Consider the following 16,202-nt stretch of genomic DNA (forward strand, 5'->3'; position numbering starts at 1 on the left):
CAACCATAGCTAAACTTTGCGAACTATTTCTTCAAACCGGCAATGCACGGCGAGACAAACAACTCACCACGCCAGGCGCCCTGCAGCGTGCGCCGGGAAACGATCAACCACATAATTGCCAATGCGATGACCAATACGCTGCCAAAAATACTGAAGAAGCTCAGGTTCAGCGTGCTCGCCAGTTTCAGCGTCGCCAGCGAGTAAACCCCCAGCGGGAAGGTAAAACCCCACCAGCCGAGGTTGAAAGGGATGCCTTCACGCAGGTAACGCAGGGTGATCAACACGGCCATGAGCATCCACCACAGGCCAAAGCCCCACAGCGTGATCCCGGCGATCAGGCCCAACCCGGCGGCCACTTCACCGATCCCCGGCAAGCCATTGGCGGCGAAGATCGCCGGCGCGTCACCGCCCAGCAGCAACATGCCCAGTGCCCCGGTACCAATCGGCCCCAGCGCCAGCCAGCTCGATGCCGCCATGCTCTCGTGGGGCAACTTGTGCAGGGCCATGCGCAATACGAGGATCGTCAGCACACTGAACGCCACCGGCAGCGAGAACGCCCACAACACATAGCTGGTGGTCAACATCACCAGCTGCCCATGAGCGTCGGCCAGGTGCGGTGCAAGTAGCCCGCCACTGGCTGCCGCGACTTCTGCCGCCACTACCGGCAACAGCCATACGGCCGTCATCTGGTCGATGCTGTGCTCCTGGCGGGTGAACATCATGTACGGGATCAGGATGCCGCAGGCCAGCGACATCGCAACGTCCAGCCACCACAACACCTCGGCCACCGGCACCACACCCTGCCCCCAGCGGGGCAAACCAAACACCAGCATGCCGTTGATGATGGTCGCCAGTCCCATGGGAATGGTGCCGAAAAACATCGACACGGTGGAATGCCCGAAAATCCTCCGCGCCTCGTCGAAGAACAATACCCAGCGCGCTGCATACAGACCACTGAACAGCAGGAACAGGAAGATATTGAACATCCACAAGCCTTCGGCGAAGGCATGCAGGCCGGGGATCGAGACTGGCAGCTGGGCGAGTGCTAACGCCAGCACCCCGGTGCCCATGGTGGCGGCAAACCAGTTCGGGGTGAACTGGCGAATGGCTTCCAGCGGATGGTGCAAATGACTCAAGGGTCGAACGAGGGTTTGGCTGCTGTTAGGGCATTGCATGATGAACTCCTGTCCTCGGGTGAGGTTGAGCCCATGGTAGAACTGAATCGAATATCTATATAACGGGTAATATCTCTAACTGTTATCTGTTTTGCAGATATAGAGCCTAGACACTGCCCTCCGCCTCTATCACCAGGACCCGGGCCGGCCCTTGCGGATGGGCAACGTGCTCGGTGCCCGCCGCTGCATAGAAGATATCGCCGACCTCCAGCATCGTGGACCGCTCGACACCGTTTTCCCGATAGCGCATCTGTACTTGTCCATCGAGCACGACAAACACTTCCTGGCCGTCGTTGACGTGCCAGATATAGGGCTGATCGGTCCAGTGCAAACGGGTGGTGATGCCGTTCATATTGGCGATATCCAGCGCCGCCCAAGGGCGGTCGCCGGTGAAGGACTGGCTGCGGATGATCTTCATGGCGGGGTCGATCCTTCAATAATCAGGGGCGGTCGAACGTCAGGTGCCAAGGCTAACTCAATCCCCACTGTCGTGGCTGGCGAAGGTGCCTTCAGCACCGGCACCCACGTTGCCGATATCCAGCTGCGACACCCCGCCACGCTGAGACCATGGTCGACACTGACGAAGCCTGTGCATCGTGCGAGACTGTCCGAACGGGCTGGAGTCCCGTGTGTCTTTTGCCGGGAGTTCCCATGTCGCTGTCCAGCGGGCTGATTGCCGCCGTCGCCCTGGCCTATATGGCCATCATGTTCGCCATCGCCTTCTATGGCGACCGCCGCAGTACGCCACTGCCGCCGCGAATGCGTGCCTGGGTGTACAGCCTGTCGCTGGCCGTCTATTGCACCAGCTGGACCTTCTTTGGCGCGGTGGGTCAGGCCGCCGAACAACTCTGGTCATTTTTGCCGATCTACCTGGGGCCGATCCTGCTGCTGCTTGGCGCGCCGTGGGTCCTGCAAAAAATGGTGATGATCAGCAAGCAGGAAAACATCACCTCGATTGCCGACTTCATTGCCGCGCGCTATGGCAAATCCCAGTCACTGGCGGTGGTGGTGGCCCTGATCTGCCTGGTCGGCGTGTTGCCCTATATCGCCTTGCAGCTCAAGGGCATTGTGCTGGGGGTCAACCTGCTGATCGGTGCGGGGGCCGATGCCATGGGCACCCGCGCCCAGGACACGGCGCTGATCGTGTCGTTGATTCTGGCGTTGTTCACCATCGTATTCGGAACCCGCAACCTCGATGCCACCGAACACCACCGAGGCATGGTGCTGGCGATTGCCTTCGAATCGCTGGTCAAGCTGTTCGCTTTCCTGGCGGTGGGAGCGTTCGTGACTTACGGCCTGTACGACGGTTTCGACGACCTGTTCGACCAAGCCATGCTCGCCCCTCGCCTGGAGCAATACTGGAAAGAAACCATCAACTGGCCCTCGATGGTGGTACAGACCGGCGTCGCGATGATGGCCATTATCTGCCTGCCCCGGCAGTTCCATGTCACGGTGGTGGAGAACATCGACCCCCAGGACCTGCGCCTGGCGAAATGGGTGTTCCCGGCCTATCTGGCGCTGGCCGCCCTGTTCGTGGTGCCAATCGCCCTGGCCGGGCAGATGATGTTGCCCAGCTCGGTGCTGCCTGACTCCTTCGTGATCAGCCTGCCGCTGGCCCAGTCCCATCCGGCATTGGCGCTGCTGGCATTCATCGGCGGCGCGTCGGCCGCCACCGGCATGGTGATCGTGGCCAGCGTGGCCTTGTCGACCATGGTCTCCAACGACATGCTGCTGCCATGGCTGCTGCGCCGCAAGAATGCCGAGCGGCCGTTCGAAGTGTTCCGTCACTGGATGCTGTCGGTACGCCGCGTCAGCATCGTGGTGATCCTGCTGCTGGCCTATGTGGCCTATCGCCTGCTCGGTTCGACGGCCAGCCTGGCCACCATCGGGCAGATCGCCTTTGCCGCGGTCACTCAACTGGCGCCGGCCATGCTCGGCGCACTGTACTGGAAACAGGCCAACCGCCGCGGGGTGTTTGCCGGTCTCGCCGCCGGGACCTTCCTCTGGTTCTACACGCTGATCCTGCCGATTGCCGCCCACAGCATGGGCTGGTCGCTGAACAGTTTCCCAGGGCTCGGCTGGCTGCACAGCAACCCGCTGAACCTGCCGATTACCCCACTGACCCAAGGGGTGGTGCTGTCGCTGGCCGGTAACTTCACCCTGTTTGCCTGGGTCTCGGTGCTGTCGCGCACCCGGGTCTCGGAACACTGGCAGGCAGGCCGTTTCATCGGCCAAGAGATCAGCGCTCGCCCCAGCGCCCGCTCGATGCTGGCGGTACAGATCAACGACCTGCTGCAACTGGCGGCACGCTTTGTCGGCGAGGAACGCGCACGGCAAAGTTTCATCCGCTTCGCTTACCGCCAGGGCAAGGGCTTCAATCCGAACTTGAACGCCGATGGCGAATGGATCGCCCACACCGAACGCCTGCTGGCCGGTGTACTGGGGGCCTCTTCGACCCGGGCCGTGGTGAAGGCCGCCATCGAAGGCCGGGAAATGCAGCTCGAGGACGTGGTGCGAATTGCCGACGAAGCCTCCGAAGTGCTGCAGTTCAACCGCGCACTGCTGCAAGGCGCGATCGAGAACATTACCCAAGGCATCAGCGTGGTCGACCAGTCGCTCAAGCTGGTGGCCTGGAACCGTCGCTACCTCGAACTCTTCAACTACCCGGACGGCCTGATCAGCGTCGGCCGGCCGATTGCCGACATTATTCGCCACAATGCCGAACGCGGCCTGTGCGGCCCCGGCGAAGCGGAAGTCCATGTCGCCCGACGCCTGCACTGGATGCGCCAGGGCCGCGCCCACACCTCCGAACGCCTGTTCCCCAATGGCCGGGTGATCGAATTGATCGGCAACCCGATGCCAGGTGGTGGCTTTGTCATGAGCTTCACCGACATTACCGCGTTCCGCGAAGCCGAGCAGGCGCTGACCGAAGCCAACGAAGGGCTGGAGCAGCGAGTCACCGAACGCACCCATGAGTTGTCGCAACTCAATGTCGCCCTGACCGAAGCCAAGGGCACCGCCGAACTGGCCAACCAGTCCAAGACCCGCTTTCTCGCAGCGGTCAGCCACGACCTGATGCAACCACTGAATGCGGCGCGCCTGTTCTCCGCCGCCCTCTCCCACCGCGATGAAGAGCTGTCGCCCGAGACCCAGCAGCTGGTGCAGCATCTGGACAGCTCGCTGCGCTCGGCCGAGGACCTGATCAGTGACCTGCTCGACATTTCGCGCCTGGAGAACGGCAAAATCAACCCGGACCGCAAACCGTTCGTGCTCAACGAGCTGTTCGATACCCTGGGTGCCGAGTTCAAGGCATTGGCCCGTGACCAGGGCCTGGAATTCCGCCTGCGCGGCAGCCACCTGCGGGTCGACAGTGACATCAAGTTGCTGCGCCGTGTGCTGCAGAATTTCCTGACCAACGCCTTCCGCTACGCCAAAGGCCCCGTGCTGCTGGGCGTGCGCCGCCAAGGCGAGCAGCTGCGCCTGGAAGTCTGGGACCGGGGCCCGGGCATTCCGGAAGACAAGCGCCAGGTCATCTTCGAAGAGTTCAAGCGCCTCGACAGCCACCAGACCCGCGCCGAAAAAGGCCTGGGCCTGGGCCTGGCGATTGCGGACGGTTTATGCCGGGTGCTGGGCCATCGACTGCACGTGCGCTCCTGGTCCGGCAAAGGCAGCGTGTTCAGTGTCAGCGTACCGCTGGCCCGCGCTCAAGCGAGTGCGCCCGGTAAAATGGCGGAACTCAACGGCCAGTTGCCGAGCGGAGCACAGGTACTGTGCATCGACAACGAGGACAGCATTCTGATCGGCATGAACAGCCTGCTCTCGCGCTGGGGTTGCCAGGTGTACACCGCGCGTAATCGTGAGGAGTGTGCCGCCTTGCTCAACGACGGCATGCGCCCGCAACTGGCGCTGGTGGATTACCACCTCGACGAGGGCGAGACCGGCACCGAGCTGATGGCCTGGCTACGCACCCAACTGGCCGAGCCGGTACCGGGCGTAGTGATCAGTGCCGATGGACGACCGGAGATGATTGCCCAGGTGCATGCGGCAGGCCTGGACTACCTGGCCAAACCGGTGAAACCGGCGGCGCTGCGCGCCTTGTTGAGCCGGCATTTGCCGCTGTAGTCGACACACCGAGGAAAGGACAGCCAACCCGTGGCGAGGGAGCTTGCTCCCGCTCGGTTGCCCAGCAACCGTAAACCGATGGATGCGGCGAGTCTGAGACAACGGGCTGGACGCTTTCAGGGGCGCTTCGCACCCCAGCGGGAGCAAGCTCCCTCGCCACGGGGAAACCCGATTACTCGGGCAATTCGGCCAGACCATCCACATCGGTCATCGCCCGCTCCAGCAAATCCGCCGGCAGGCTCTTGCTGGCCCGGGCGCCCAGCAGCTTGAGCTGCTCGCTGCGGCTGACCAGGTTGCCGCGGCCTTCGGTCAGCTTGTTGCGCGCGGCACTGTAGGCTTTATCCAACTGCTGCAAGCGATTGCCGACCTCGTCCAGATCTTGAATAAACAGTACAAACTTGTCGTACAGCCACCCAGCACGCTCGGCGATTTCCCGCGCGTTCTGGCTCTGCCGCTCCTGCTTCCACAGGCTGTCGATGACGCGCAAGGTGGCCAGCAACGTGGTTGGACTGACAATCACGATGTGTCGATCGAAAGCTTCCTGGAACAGGTTCGGTTCGGCCTGCAAGGCTGCCGAAAAGGCCGCCTCAATGGGCACGAAGAGCAACACGAAATCGAGGCTGTGCAGACCGTCCAGACGCTTGTAGTCCTTGTCGGACAGACCCTTGACGTGGTTGCGCAGCGACTGCACGTGCTGTTTGAGTGCTGCCTGGCCCACCGCCGTATCGTCTGCGGCGACATACTGCTGATAGGCCGTGAGGCTGACCTTGGAGTCGACCACCACCTGCTTGTCGCCGGGCAGGTAAATCAGCACGTCCGGCTGGAAGCGCTCGCCATCCGGCCCCTTGAGGCTGACTTGCGTCTGGTACTCACGGCCCTTCTCGAGGCCGGCGTGCTCCAGCACTCGCTCAAGAATCAGCTCGCCCCAGTTACCTTGGGTTTTCTGACCTTTGAGCGCGCGCGTCAGGTTGGTCGCTTCATCGCTCAACCGCAGGTTCAGTTGCTGCAAGCGCTCCAGCTCCTTGGCCAGCGAGAAGCGCTCGCGGGCTTCGGCCTGATAGCTTTCCTCGACGCGCTTTTCAAAGGATTGAATGCGTTCTTTCAACGGATCGAGCAACTGCCCCAAGCGCTGCTGGCTGGTTTCGGCAAAGCGCTGCTCGCGCTCATCGAAGATTTTCCCGGCCAGTTCGGCAAACTGCGCGCGCAACTCATCCCGTGAGCCCTGCAGGTCGTTCAAGCGCTGTTGATGGCTTTCCTGCTGCTCGCGCAACTCGGCATGGAGCGAGGCGGCCTGGGCGTCCAGGCGTCGCAATTCGGTTTCCTTGCTGCTGCGCTCAAGGTTCCAGGCATGGGCCGCGTCACGGGCATTGTCACGCTCGATCTGCAACAGCTCGACCTCACGGCGCACGGCAGCCAGGTCGGCTTGCTTGGCGGCGTTGGCCTGCCCCAGGTCACTGATCTCGTCGCGGCAGGCATCGAGCTGTGCATTAAGGCCGTCTTGCGCCATCTGCGCAGTGCTCAGGCGCTCTTGCAGCAGTGAAAACTCGGACTGTGCCAAACCCAGGCGTCGTTGCAGCTGCCACGCCAATACCAGCAATGGCAATGCAGCGCCCGCCAGCCCCAGCAACACACTGGTCAAGTCCACAGCCATGACGACTCCCGCCGAAGAATTAAAGCCCGAAGGTTAACCAAGCCATCGAGGCTTGGACAGCTCAGTCTTCGATCTGGCCCAATTCGCGCTGGGCACGCCGGTCCCCGGCCCGAGCGGCCTGGCGCAGCAGGTCCTGGCCTATGCGGCGGTCCCGGGCATTGCCGCACTCGCGGCACATCAACTGGCCCAGGCGACTTTGCGCTGCCACCACACCTTCACGGGCCGGCGCCTTGAGCAAGTGGCCAGCAAGATGCTTGACGTTAGGGTTTTCCCCCAGGCGCGGGCTGTCGAGCAACCATTCGGCCACACGCATCGTAAAGCGCTTGGGCGGGGTAACACTTGAGGGTACGTCGGTAACAGAGGTTGATACTGAGCGAAACTTCATAAAGCACTGTGGGGCAGACCGGAAGGCGCGCAACTTTACTCCTTTTTTCGTACAGGTAAAGCCGAAAAAAACCCTGCACGCCCGTCCTAGAGCAAGCGCTCGGGACAATCCACAGAAGCTGTGGATAACTCAGTGGACAACCCGCCCCGAACTCGCCAGAAGCCTTGTGGAATGGGGCCTGCGTTCAAACTGACGCTTTTTTCACCAGTAAAAAAAAGCGATGTTTTTCATTGACTTAAACTTTCACTACAGGCACCCACTGTGCTTGAGGGTGAAATGACAGAGCGGTGACAGCCTGCGCAACTAATGTGCACAAGTCCCGATGAGGCGGTTATATCGGCGCACTTTTTTCGTGCGGATGACAGCCAATCCGTAACACCCGGAGCGACTGTCCGCCGTTCAACCCCCGCTTGAAGCCGTTACCTCCCCGCATTTGTTGTCACAATTGTGTGCTGTCCCGCCGTGGCGCCGATTGACCGCCGGCTACCGAAGACCCCAGGACCTGTAACCAAATGTTTTTTGCCTAACACACTTCCATTCCACAATTCAATCCGTTAGTATCCCCGGCGTTAGTACCAAGCTGAAAGTCAATTCTGGTCGAACGACACCCGCGGTATACCTTCCCTAAAGAGAAGCCTCTACCGACACCACGGGATCGACCACCTCGATGGTTTCCAGGTAATGCTTGCGGCAACACGGCCTTTGAATCGAATGCAAAGGGTGTTGCGAAGCTCACTTACTCTGACCGAACCAACCTGCAAATTGATCAGGATCTTCACCCCGGGCCCAGAACCTTTGCCCTTGATGTGTTGCCTGCCCTCCTAAGTACCTACCTGCCGGCCCAAGCGCGCAAAAATCATAGCGCTTCAACTGGCTGCTTTGTTCCAGTCGGGTTCTTCGTTCGATCAATGGTGATCGACGTTACTGGAACGTTTTAACGTTGCACGGTTCTTATCCGTGTCATTTGTAGGAACACCTAATAACTATGTCTACTCAAATCCACACTCAGGATGCCATTCGCACCCTAACCAACGCCTTCGCACCAATGAACTGCCTGATCATGGCCGCTCGCAAAGGCTGCTTCAGCTTCACCCTGGTCAACGAACACGGCATCGCTCGTCACAGCGAACGCCTGTACCCCGACCAGTACTCCAGCGCCGAGCCGCTGCAGGCCGTGATCGAGCGTACCCGTCAGGCACTGGTTGCCTGAAACGCCAGAAAGGCTGAAAACCCTGAAAGCCCTGCTGAAAATGCAGGGCTTTTTATTGCCCGATGTTTCTCCAGCTGCGGTTCCGGCTTAAGCACCAACCGATATAAGGTTTATAACTGGAAGCCGTAAATATTTTAAAAACAGTCCTTTACAGCGCGAAATTGACACTAGACTTCAACTCAAGCGGCCTGATCCGCTTCCGGCGAGCCTGAGTCAACCCACTGCTGCCAAGCCCACCCATTCAGGTATCGCCGCCCATTTCACATTCGAGGGATTTATGGGTATCGCCGCCAGCGAACTGTGCCGCTTTGTGATCCGCCCCACGCTGATTTATCTGGGGCGCCACAGCACGACAGCTGAAGCCTTGCTACTGGGGGTCGCCGCCAGTCAATCCGCCCTGGGTTCCGCCCTGCATGACCGCCGTGGACACGGCCTGTACCGGATTGCCGAACTCCGCCACCAGGCACTCTGGGATCACTACCTGGCACGGGACCCGGATCGCGCCAGCCTGGTGCGCGGCCTTGCCAGCCAGCATGCCTTCCTCAGCGGCCCGCACCTGGAACTGACCGTCAACCTGCGCTACGCCACCGCCATCGCCTGGTTACTGATAGAAGAACAAAACACTCCCCTCCCCGAAGCAGATGATCTGCTGGGTATGGCGCGAATCTGGCGCCAGACCTTCCAGCCTCAAGGACGCCTGCGCGATTTCACCTGCGCCTGGCAAGCCTGTGTATCACCCGTGAATCAGATCGCCTGCTGAGCAGCCAAAACTGCAAGATCGTAAAAAAAGCCGCGATTCTGGTCGGATTGTCCTACAAAACCGCTCTATCTCAAGGCATACAGCCTATGGCGCTAAAGCAAAAATGTTGGTAATTTCCGCCCCGGTGATCACCGGGAGTTCTAATAATGAAAAAAGTAATGCTCAAAACCACACTTGGCCTCGCCGTTACCATGGCATCCACGCAGATCTTCGCAGCTGGCTTCGCCATCAACGAGCAAAGCATCAGTGGGATGGGTACTGGATTCGCCGGGCGTTCTTCTGTCGCAGATGATGCAAGCACCATTTTCGGTAACCCTGCCGGCATGTCGCGCCTCAAGCGCGAACAAGTCACCGGCGGTGTCGCCATGCTCGACGCTCACACCGATATCAACCATGCCACCTCCAGCCCCAATGGCGGCACCAACCAAGGCGACATGGTTCCGTTCATCGCCGTGCCAATGGGCTACTACGTCAAGCCAATCGATGACCAATGGGCCGTCGGCGTCGGCATGTATGCCCCGTTTGGCCTGGTCACCGACTACGAGAACGGTTTTGCCGGCAAATACTTCGGCAGCAAGAGTGATGTAAAAGTCGTCACCCTGCAGCCAACCGTTTCCTACGCGTTCAACGACAAGGTTTCCATCGGTTTTGGTCCAACCATCAACCGTATCGAAGGGGTCCTGGAGTCCGACCTGTCGATTACCCAGGCTGCGCCTGACGGTCACGTGCGCATCAAGGGCGACGACACCGCGCTGGGCTACAACATCGGTGTCCTGGCACAACTGACCGACAGTACCCGCGTCGGCCTGACCTACCACTCGAAAGTGAAGTACAAGCTCGAGGGCAACACCAAGATCAACTACGGTCTGCTGCCGCTGGCAGGCCAGAGCAAAGACCAGAAGTACGATGCCACCCTGGACCTGACCACCCCTGAATCGGTGGACTTCTCGGTGACTCACGAGCTGGACGACCAGTGGACCCTGTACGCAGGCAGCACCTGGACCCGCTGGAGCCGCTTGAAAGAGATCACCGTCGAGAACAAAGGCGTTCCAGGCGTTCTGGGCGGACAATTCGGCGAAATCACCGAAGAACAGAACTGGCACGACACCTGGGCTCACGCCATCGGTGCTTCGTACCAGCTGAACAAGCAGTGGGTCCTGCGTACCGGCCTGTCGTTTGACCAGGCACCGACCAACAACGTGGATCGCTCCCCGCGCATCCCGACGGGCGACCGCAAGATCTTCAGCCTGGGCGCTGGCTGGAGCCCGACCGATGACCTGACCATCGACCTGGCCTATTCCTACCTCAAGGAAGAAGCGGTCAAGGTCAACAACAGCAACGACCGTGGCCAAAGCTACAACGCCAAGTATGAAAACTGGGCGAACGGCTTCGGTGTCGGCGCGACCTACCGCTTCTGATTCACGGCGAGCCTGAAGGGCTCGCTCGCTTGAATCGCAAAAAAGCCCCGCTCTCTGGCACAGAGGCGGGGCTTTTTAGTGGACGCCGATCAGGGTTTGGAAGCCAGCGCCTGCTCTATGGCCTGGATGAATTCGGGGTTATCGGGCTTGGTCAGGCTGGAGAAGTTCGCGATCACCTTGCCCTGGCGATCGACCACATACTTGTAGAAATTCCACTTCGGCGAACTGCTTTGCTCGGTCAGGATCTTGAACAGATGCACAGCGTCGGGGCCACGGACTTTCTGCACCTCGGTCATGGTGAACGTCACGCCGTAGTTCACGTAGCAGACCTTGGCTGTCTCGGCGCCGTCCCCGGACTCTTGCCTGAAGTCATTGGACGGAACGCCGAGCATCTCCAGCCCTTGCCCCTTGTAACGCTGGTACAGCGCCTCAAGGCCTTTGAACTGAGGGGCGAAACCACAGAAGCTGGCCGTGTTGACCACCACCAGCGGTTTACCCGCAAAGCGCTGGCACAGGTCGATGGAGTCTTTGGCATGCAACCGGGTCAACGACCCCGAATACAACGGCGGACACTCGGCCGCCAGTGCCGAACCTGCCACGGCCAGAACAAGAGCGGGAACAGCCAGCCAGCGCAGTGGCATATCGAGCAACCTCAAGAAATCGTCAGGGGGCGACGGTACTCGCCCACCCCCGCCCGTAGCAAGGGACGATTCAGCAAGCACCCAGCCCCAACTGCATCATCGCCAATCCGCCCTGATGCCAGCCCCACCAGGCCAGCGCCAGCAACAGCGCCCCACCTGCCACCGCTGCGAGTCCGACGGCAATACGGCTCATGCGACACCCGCCTGGGCCTGCAGACGGGCCACCGGACGCTCACGCACCGGCCAGTTCAGGGCGGCAGCGAACAGACTGAGGAGAATCGCCACTTGCCAGATCAAGTCATAGTTTCCTGTTCGGTCGTAGACCACCCCGCCCAACCAGCCGCCAAGGAATGAACCCAGCTGGTGAAAGAGGAAAACAATACCGCCCAGCATAGAGAGATTTCGTACCCCGAACAGCGTTGCGACCGTACCGTTGGTCAATGGCACGGTGGACAACCAGAGGAACCCCATGGCCATGCCGAACAGATAGGCACTGGTCTGCGTGACCGGCATCCACAGGAACAAGCCAATCACCACCGCACGCATCAGGTACAGAGCCGTCAGCAAACGCGGCTTGGACATGCGCCCGCCGAGCCAGCCCGCGGTGTAGGTACCAAAGATGTTGAATAGGCCAATCAGTGCCAGCACCGTGGTGCCGACGCTGGCAGGCAGGTGTTGGTCCACCAGATACGCCGGCAAGTGCACGCCGATGAACACCACCTGGAAACCACAGACGAAAAAGCCGAACGCCAGCAACCAGAAACCTGAGTGCGAACAGGCCTCGCGCAGGGCCTCGGACAGTGTCTGCTCATGCCCCAGTACCGGCAGCGGTGCGTCCTTGAGCATGCTGACCAGCGGCACAATCAGTGCCACCAGCATGCCCAGCACCAGCAGTGCCGTCGACCAGCCCAGCCAACCGATCAACCCCAGCGTGCCTGGCAACATGGCGAACTGGCCGAAGGAACCGGCGGCACTGGCAATGCCCATGGCCATACTGCGCTTTTCCGGTGGCACGGCACGGCCAACCACGCCCAGGATCACTGAGAACGAGGTGCCGGAAAGGCCGAGGCCGATCAACAAGCCGGCACTCAACGACAGTGACCAGGCGGAGTCGGACAGGCCCATGAACACCAGGCCCACGGCGTACAACACGCCACCGACCCACACCACTTTCGCCGCGCCGAAGCGGTCCGCCAACGCGCCGGTGAAGGGTTGCGCCAACCCCCAGATCAGGTTCTGCAAGGCGATGGCGAACGCAAACACTTCGCGGCCCCAGCCGAACTGGGCGCTCATCGGCGGCAGGAACAGGCCAAAGCCATGCCGTACACCGAGTGACAACGCCAGAATCAGCGCACTCCCGAGCAAAACCCAACCACTGGTACGCCACATCGATGTCATTGTTATTCTCCAATTACGGGCATATACCCGTTTAAAATCGAAAAAACCCGCTTCATGCGAGTTCATCCAGCAAGGCCAGCAAGGTGGCGCGCTTCTCGGCGCCCAGGCGATCGATCAGCCGTTGCTGGGCCGCTTCCCAGGCCGGCAAGGCCGCTGCCAGGCGTTCGCGCCCCGCGTCAGTTAGTTGCACGATGCGATTACGCTGGTCTTCACCCTCAACCATGCGCACCAGCCCCTCGCCTTCCAGCACCCGCAAGTTGCGCCCCAGCGTGCTGCGGTCCAGCCCCATGGCTTCAGCCAGGGCGGAAATACTCGGCTGATCCAGGCGCTGCAAATTGCACAGCAAGGAGTACTGCGCAACATTGATCCCGAAGCCGTCGAGGGCGCCGTCGTAAAACCTGCTGACGCCTCGAGCAGCGCGACGCAGGTTGGTGCATAAACATTGAGAAGCTAGCATGGTGCGTGTATATACCCGTGATTCAGCGAACGCAAGCTCAATGATCGCACGAGCGCAGGCAGATACGTGGGCAAAATACCCTTCAGGCCAGCGCCAACCCGACCAGCACTGCCACTTCCAGCAACTCCAGCACGGCACCGGCAGTATCCCCGGTCGTCCCACCCAGGCGGCGCAACACCACCTGCCGCAAGCCGAAAAACACGGGAACCGCCAACACCAGGGCAAACACACCGCTCCAACCGCCGATCAACACGCAAGCCACGGCACTGAGCACCATGACCTGCACACCCCGCTGGCGCGGCAAGTGATCGGCCAGTGCCTGGCCCAAGCCACCGGCACGCACATACGGGGTCGTGAGGAACAACCCCAGCAACGCACTGCGGCCGATCAACGGCGCGAGGATCAGACCGATCGTGGCGTGCTGCTCGATCAGTGCCAGCAACGCTGCCAACTTGAGCAACAGCACCAGCACCAGCGTCACCACTGCGATCGGGCCGCTGCGCGGGTCCTTCATGATGGTCAGGGTACGCTCGCGATCGCCAAAACCGCCCAGCCAGGCGTCAGCGCTGTCGGCCAGGCCATCCAGGTGCAAGCCACCGCTGAGCACCACCCAGACGCTCAAGAGAATCACCGCGTGCAGCAACGTCGGCGTACCGAGCAACAGCCCGTTCAACGCCCACAGCAACACGCCGAACAGCAGCCCCACCAGCGGATAAAACAGCAAGGAGCGCCCCAGCTCCTGGGGCGATGGCATGCCCGGCAGACGAACCGGCAAACTGCTCAGAAACTGCAGGGCAATCCAGAACGGCAACATGTTCAGCCCTCGCCCCCAAGCATCCCGTCGGCCTCGACGCGCAATGAGAACATCGCACCATGGCCGACTTCGACGTTGAGCAGTTGCTCACGCGGCAAGCCCCGCGCCCGCGCCAACAACAAACGCATGACCCCGCCGTGACTGATCAGCAACACTCGCTGCCCGGCATAGGCCTGATGCAAGCGCTCGACCGCCGCCAGCACCCGCGCCGAAAACGCTGTGACCGGTTCACCCTGGGGCGGCGTGAAGCTATAAGGGTCGGCCCAGAACCGCCCCAAGGCATCCGCATCGGTCTCCATCAACGCCGCCGCACTACGTCCTTCCCAGGCGCCAAAGTGCAGTTCCTGCAGATCCTTGTCCAGCATCACTGGCAGCTGTAACTGCTCACCCAGTGCCTCGGCAAAACGCGCGCAGCGCTGCAACGGCGAACTGACCAGGCGATCCCACGGCCCTCGATCCATCACGGCCGCCCGCATCTGCTCCCAGCCGCTGTCGGTCAGTGCGTCGTCCAGGCTGCCACGCAAGCCGCCGCCGAGCTCGGTCTCACCGTGGCGCAGCAGATCCAGATGCAAGGTCATGCCGGACGATCAGCCACCGCCGCCTCCGCGAAGGTCGCCATTTGCCCGTGCAGGTCGCAGGCCAGTCGCAACAAGGGCACCGCCAGTGCCGCCCCACTGCCCTCGCCCAGGCGCAGACCGAGGTCGAGCAAAGGTTCAGCGTTCAAGGACTCCAGCACATGACGGTGGCCCGGCTCTGCCCCGCGATGGCCGAACAGCAGCCACTGGCGGCAAGCCGGGTTGAGACGTACCGCGACCAGCGCGGCAACACTGCAAATGAAACCATCCACCAACACCGCCAGCCCTTCCTGGGCACAGGCCAGATAGGCGCCGACCAACGCCGCGATCTCAAAGCCACCGAGGTTGAACAAGGTCTGCAACGGGTCGCCCCGCTCAGCGGCATGCAACACCAGGGCACGCTCGATAACCTGGGCTTTGTGACTCACGCCCGCGACGCTCAGACCGGTGCCCGGCCCGGTGAGGTGCGCCACCGGACACTCAAGCAAGGCACACGCGAGCGCACTGGCCGCCGTGGTATTGCCGATGCCCATCTCGCCACCGACAAACAGCTCCGAGCCTTCGGCGATGGCCCGCAACACACTGTCGCGGCCGGCCTGCAAGGCTTGCTCACCCTGGCCGCGAGTCATGGCCGGGCCCTGGGCAAAGTTCGCAGTGCCTGGCCCGATGTGCAGATGGCGCACGCCCGGCAGGCTCAATGACGGCGTCACGGTGCCCAGGTCGATCACCTCCAGCCGCGCTTGCAGCTGCCGCGCCAGGACACTGATGGCAGCACCACCCGTGACGAAGTTATGCAGCATTTGCCCGGTGACTTCCTGTGGGAACGCCGAAACGCCCTCGGCGACCACCCCATGGTCGCCGGCAAAGATGGCGATCCACAGCTGATTGACGTTCGGCTTGACCCGCCCTTGCAAGCCCGCCAGTTGCACGGCAACCGCCTCCAGTTGCCCGAGGGAGCCGGCCGGTTTGGTCAGTTGCTGCTGCCGGGCCGCCGCTTGCTCATGAGCCTGGGTATTAATCGGCTTGCACGGGTTCAGCCACCAGAAATCGCTCATAACGCGGTACCTTTCAGAGTCAGGGGCAGGCCGGCGACGGTCAGTACGACACGCTGACAGCGCTCAGCCAGGGCTTGATGCAACCAACCGGCTTCATCGACATAGCGGCGAGTCAGTTCGCCCAGCGGCACGACACCCATGCCGGTCTCGTTGCTGACCAGCACAATCTCACCCGGCAACGCGGCCAGGCAATCGAGCAGGGCTTCACGTTCTTGCGCCAGGCGCTCGGGGCTGTCGAGCATCAGCAGGTTGGTCAGCCACAGGGTCAGGCAATCGACCAACAGGCAACGCTCGGCACGGGCGGTTTCACGCAGCACCCGGGCCAGCTCAAGGGGTTCTTCAATCAACGCCCATTCAGGTGGACGACGCTCGCGATGATGGGCCACACGGGCGCTCATTTCACCGTCCAGCGGCTGGCTGGTGGCGATGTACGTCACCGCCAGGCCGCTGTCGGAGGCAAGTTTTTCGGCCAGGCGGCTTTTGCCGGAGCGGGCACCGCCGAGGATCAATTGCAGCATGGTGGTATCCCTTGAAATTGGCG

At 61.5% G+C, this 16,202-nt stretch carries 16 protein-coding genes; 4 read left to right on the forward strand and 12 right to left on the reverse strand.

Annotation, left to right across the window (positions count from 1 at the left end; genetic code table 11):
- Positions 1–23 precede the first annotated feature (23 nt).
- A complete protein-coding gene (locus tag CKW07_RS05895; RefSeq protein ID WP_095144008.1) occupies positions 24–1,175 on the reverse strand; it encodes a TDT family transporter in 1,152 nt (383 codons plus the stop codon).
- 106 nt (positions 1,176–1,281) lie between these two features.
- Positions 1,282–1,593 (reverse strand): cupin domain-containing protein, encoded by a 312-nt coding sequence (locus CKW07_RS05900; RefSeq protein WP_095144009.1) that lies wholly within the window; start codon positions 1,591–1,593, stop codon positions 1,282–1,284.
- A gap of 233 nt (positions 1,594–1,826) precedes the next feature.
- On the opposite strand from CKW07_RS05900, the gene CKW07_RS05905 reads away from it, so the two are divergent.
- A complete protein-coding gene (locus CKW07_RS05905; protein ID WP_095144010.1) occupies positions 1,827–5,297 on the forward strand; it encodes a PAS domain-containing hybrid sensor histidine kinase/response regulator in 3,471 nt (1,156 codons plus the stop codon).
- Between the two features lie 172 nt (positions 5,298–5,469).
- On the opposite strand, the gene rmuC is transcribed toward CKW07_RS05905, so the two are convergent.
- Positions 5,470–6,834: a DNA recombination protein RmuC gene (rmuC, locus tag CKW07_RS05910; protein WP_176465282.1), complete on the reverse strand. Its 1,365-nt coding sequence runs from the start codon at positions 6,832–6,834 to the stop codon at positions 5,470–5,472.
- A gap of 175 nt (positions 6,835–7,009) precedes the next feature.
- Positions 7,010–7,333, reverse strand: coding sequence for a sel1 repeat family protein (locus tag CKW07_RS05915; RefSeq protein ID WP_095144073.1), 324 nt, complete (start codon positions 7,331–7,333; stop codon positions 7,010–7,012).
- A 985-nt stretch (positions 7,334–8,318) separates the two neighbouring features.
- Here CKW07_RS05915 and CKW07_RS05925 point away from each other — a divergent pair.
- The 3 genes from CKW07_RS05925 to CKW07_RS05935 all read left to right on the forward strand — a co-directional run bounded on the left by CKW07_RS05925 (position 8,319) and on the right by CKW07_RS05935 (position 10,721).
- Complete coding sequence (locus CKW07_RS05925; protein WP_007898912.1) at positions 8,319–8,543, forward strand: hypothetical protein; 225 nt, start codon at positions 8,319–8,321, stop codon at positions 8,541–8,543.
- A gap of 277 nt (positions 8,544–8,820) precedes the next feature.
- The gene (locus CKW07_RS05930; protein ID WP_095078389.1) at positions 8,821–9,303 is read left to right on the forward strand and encodes a hypothetical protein; all 483 of its coding nucleotides are present in this window, start codon (positions 8,821–8,823) and stop codon (positions 9,301–9,303) included.
- Positions 9,304–9,449: 146 nt separating this feature from the next.
- The gene (locus CKW07_RS05935) at positions 9,450–10,721 is read left to right on the forward strand and encodes an OmpP1/FadL family transporter (RefSeq protein ID WP_095144012.1); all 1,272 of its coding nucleotides are present in this window, start codon (positions 9,450–9,452) and stop codon (positions 10,719–10,721) included.
- An 89-nt stretch (positions 10,722–10,810) separates the two neighbouring features.
- Here the strand turns inward: CKW07_RS05935 and CKW07_RS05940 are convergent, their stop codons facing one another.
- The 8 genes from CKW07_RS05940 to cobU form a co-directional block, all read right to left on the reverse strand.
- Positions 10,811–11,362, reverse strand: a complete 552-nt coding sequence (locus CKW07_RS05940) for a glutathione peroxidase (protein ID WP_095144013.1) — start codon at positions 11,360–11,362, stop codon at positions 10,811–10,813.
- Between the two features lie 70 nt (positions 11,363–11,432).
- Positions 11,433–11,555, reverse strand: a complete 123-nt coding sequence (locus CKW07_RS25640) for a hypothetical protein (protein ID WP_256577023.1) — start codon at positions 11,553–11,555, stop codon at positions 11,433–11,435.
- The gene (locus CKW07_RS05945; protein WP_095144014.1) at positions 11,552–12,760 is read right to left on the reverse strand and encodes an MFS transporter; all 1,209 of its coding nucleotides are present in this window, start codon (positions 12,758–12,760) and stop codon (positions 11,552–11,554) included. Before CKW07_RS05945 ends, CKW07_RS25640 begins: the two co-directional genes overlap by 4 nt.
- Before the next feature lie 52 nt (positions 12,761–12,812).
- A complete protein-coding gene (locus CKW07_RS05950) occupies positions 12,813–13,217 on the reverse strand; it encodes a MarR family winged helix-turn-helix transcriptional regulator (protein WP_095144015.1) in 405 nt (134 codons plus the stop codon).
- Between the two features lie 82 nt (positions 13,218–13,299).
- Positions 13,300–14,031 (reverse strand): adenosylcobinamide-GDP ribazoletransferase, encoded by a 732-nt coding sequence (locus CKW07_RS05955; protein ID WP_095144016.1) that lies wholly within the window; start codon positions 14,029–14,031, stop codon positions 13,300–13,302.
- Between the two features lie 2 nt (positions 14,032–14,033).
- Entirely contained in the window at positions 14,034–14,609 is a 576-nt protein-coding gene (gene cobC, locus CKW07_RS05960) for an alpha-ribazole phosphatase family protein (RefSeq protein WP_095144017.1), read from the reverse strand.
- Complete coding sequence (gene cobT / locus CKW07_RS05965; RefSeq protein ID WP_095144018.1) at positions 14,606–15,661, reverse strand: nicotinate-nucleotide--dimethylbenzimidazole phosphoribosyltransferase; 1,056 nt, start codon at positions 15,659–15,661, stop codon at positions 14,606–14,608. Before cobT ends, cobC begins: the two co-directional genes overlap by 4 nt.
- On the reverse strand, positions 15,658–16,179 hold the full coding sequence (gene cobU / locus CKW07_RS05970; RefSeq protein WP_095144019.1) for a bifunctional adenosylcobinamide kinase/adenosylcobinamide-phosphate guanylyltransferase: 522 nt from the start codon (positions 16,177–16,179) through the stop codon (positions 15,658–15,660). Before cobU ends, cobT begins: the two co-directional genes overlap by 4 nt.
- Positions 16,180–16,202 lie beyond the last annotated feature (23 nt).

The organism is Pseudomonas sp. Irchel s3b6 (genome assembly GCF_900187415.1).
Lineage (GTDB): Bacteria > Pseudomonadota > Gammaproteobacteria > Pseudomonadales > Pseudomonadaceae > Aquipseudomonas.

Coding starts and splice junctions, on each gene's coding strand:
- CKW07_RS05900 (WP_095144009.1), bottom strand. CDS start 1,593: ATGAAGATCATCCGCAGCCAGTCCTTCACCGGCGACCGCCCTTGGGCG.
- cobU (WP_095144019.1), bottom strand. CDS start 16,179: ATGCTGCAATTGATCCTCGGCGGTGCCCGCTCCGGCAAAAGCCGCCTG.
- CKW07_RS05915 (WP_095144073.1), bottom strand. CDS start 7,333: ATGAAGTTTCGCTCAGTATCAACCTCTGTTACCGACGTACCCTCAAGT.
- CKW07_RS05895 (WP_095144008.1), bottom strand. CDS start 1,175: ATGCAATGCCCTAACAGCAGCCAAACCCTCGTTCGACCCTTGAGTCAT.
- CKW07_RS05905 (WP_095144010.1), top strand. CDS start 1,827: ATGTCGCTGTCCAGCGGGCTGATTGCCGCCGTCGCCCTGGCCTATATG.
- CKW07_RS05945 (WP_095144014.1), bottom strand. CDS start 12,760: ATGACATCGATGTGGCGTACCAGTGGTTGGGTTTTGCTCGGGAGTGCG.
- CKW07_RS05950 (WP_095144015.1), bottom strand. CDS start 13,217: ATGCTAGCTTCTCAATGTTTATGCACCAACCTGCGTCGCGCTGCTCGA.
- CKW07_RS05940 (WP_095144013.1), bottom strand. CDS start 11,362: ATGCCACTGCGCTGGCTGGCTGTTCCCGCTCTTGTTCTGGCCGTGGCA.
- cobT (WP_095144018.1), bottom strand. CDS start 15,661: ATGAGCGATTTCTGGTGGCTGAACCCGTGCAAGCCGATTAATACCCAG.
- cobC (WP_095144017.1), bottom strand. CDS start 14,609: ATGACCTTGCATCTGGATCTGCTGCGCCACGGTGAGACCGAGCTCGGC.
- CKW07_RS05925 (WP_007898912.1), top strand. CDS start 8,319: ATGTCTACTCAAATCCACACTCAGGATGCCATTCGCACCCTAACCAAC.
- CKW07_RS05930 (WP_095078389.1), top strand. CDS start 8,821: ATGGGTATCGCCGCCAGCGAACTGTGCCGCTTTGTGATCCGCCCCACG.
- CKW07_RS25640 (WP_256577023.1), bottom strand. CDS start 11,555: ATGAGCCGTATTGCCGTCGGACTCGCAGCGGTGGCAGGTGGGGCGCTG.
- CKW07_RS05955 (WP_095144016.1), bottom strand. CDS start 14,031: ATGTTGCCGTTCTGGATTGCCCTGCAGTTTCTGAGCAGTTTGCCGGTT.
- CKW07_RS05935 (WP_095144012.1), top strand. CDS start 9,450: ATGAAAAAAGTAATGCTCAAAACCACACTTGGCCTCGCCGTTACCATG.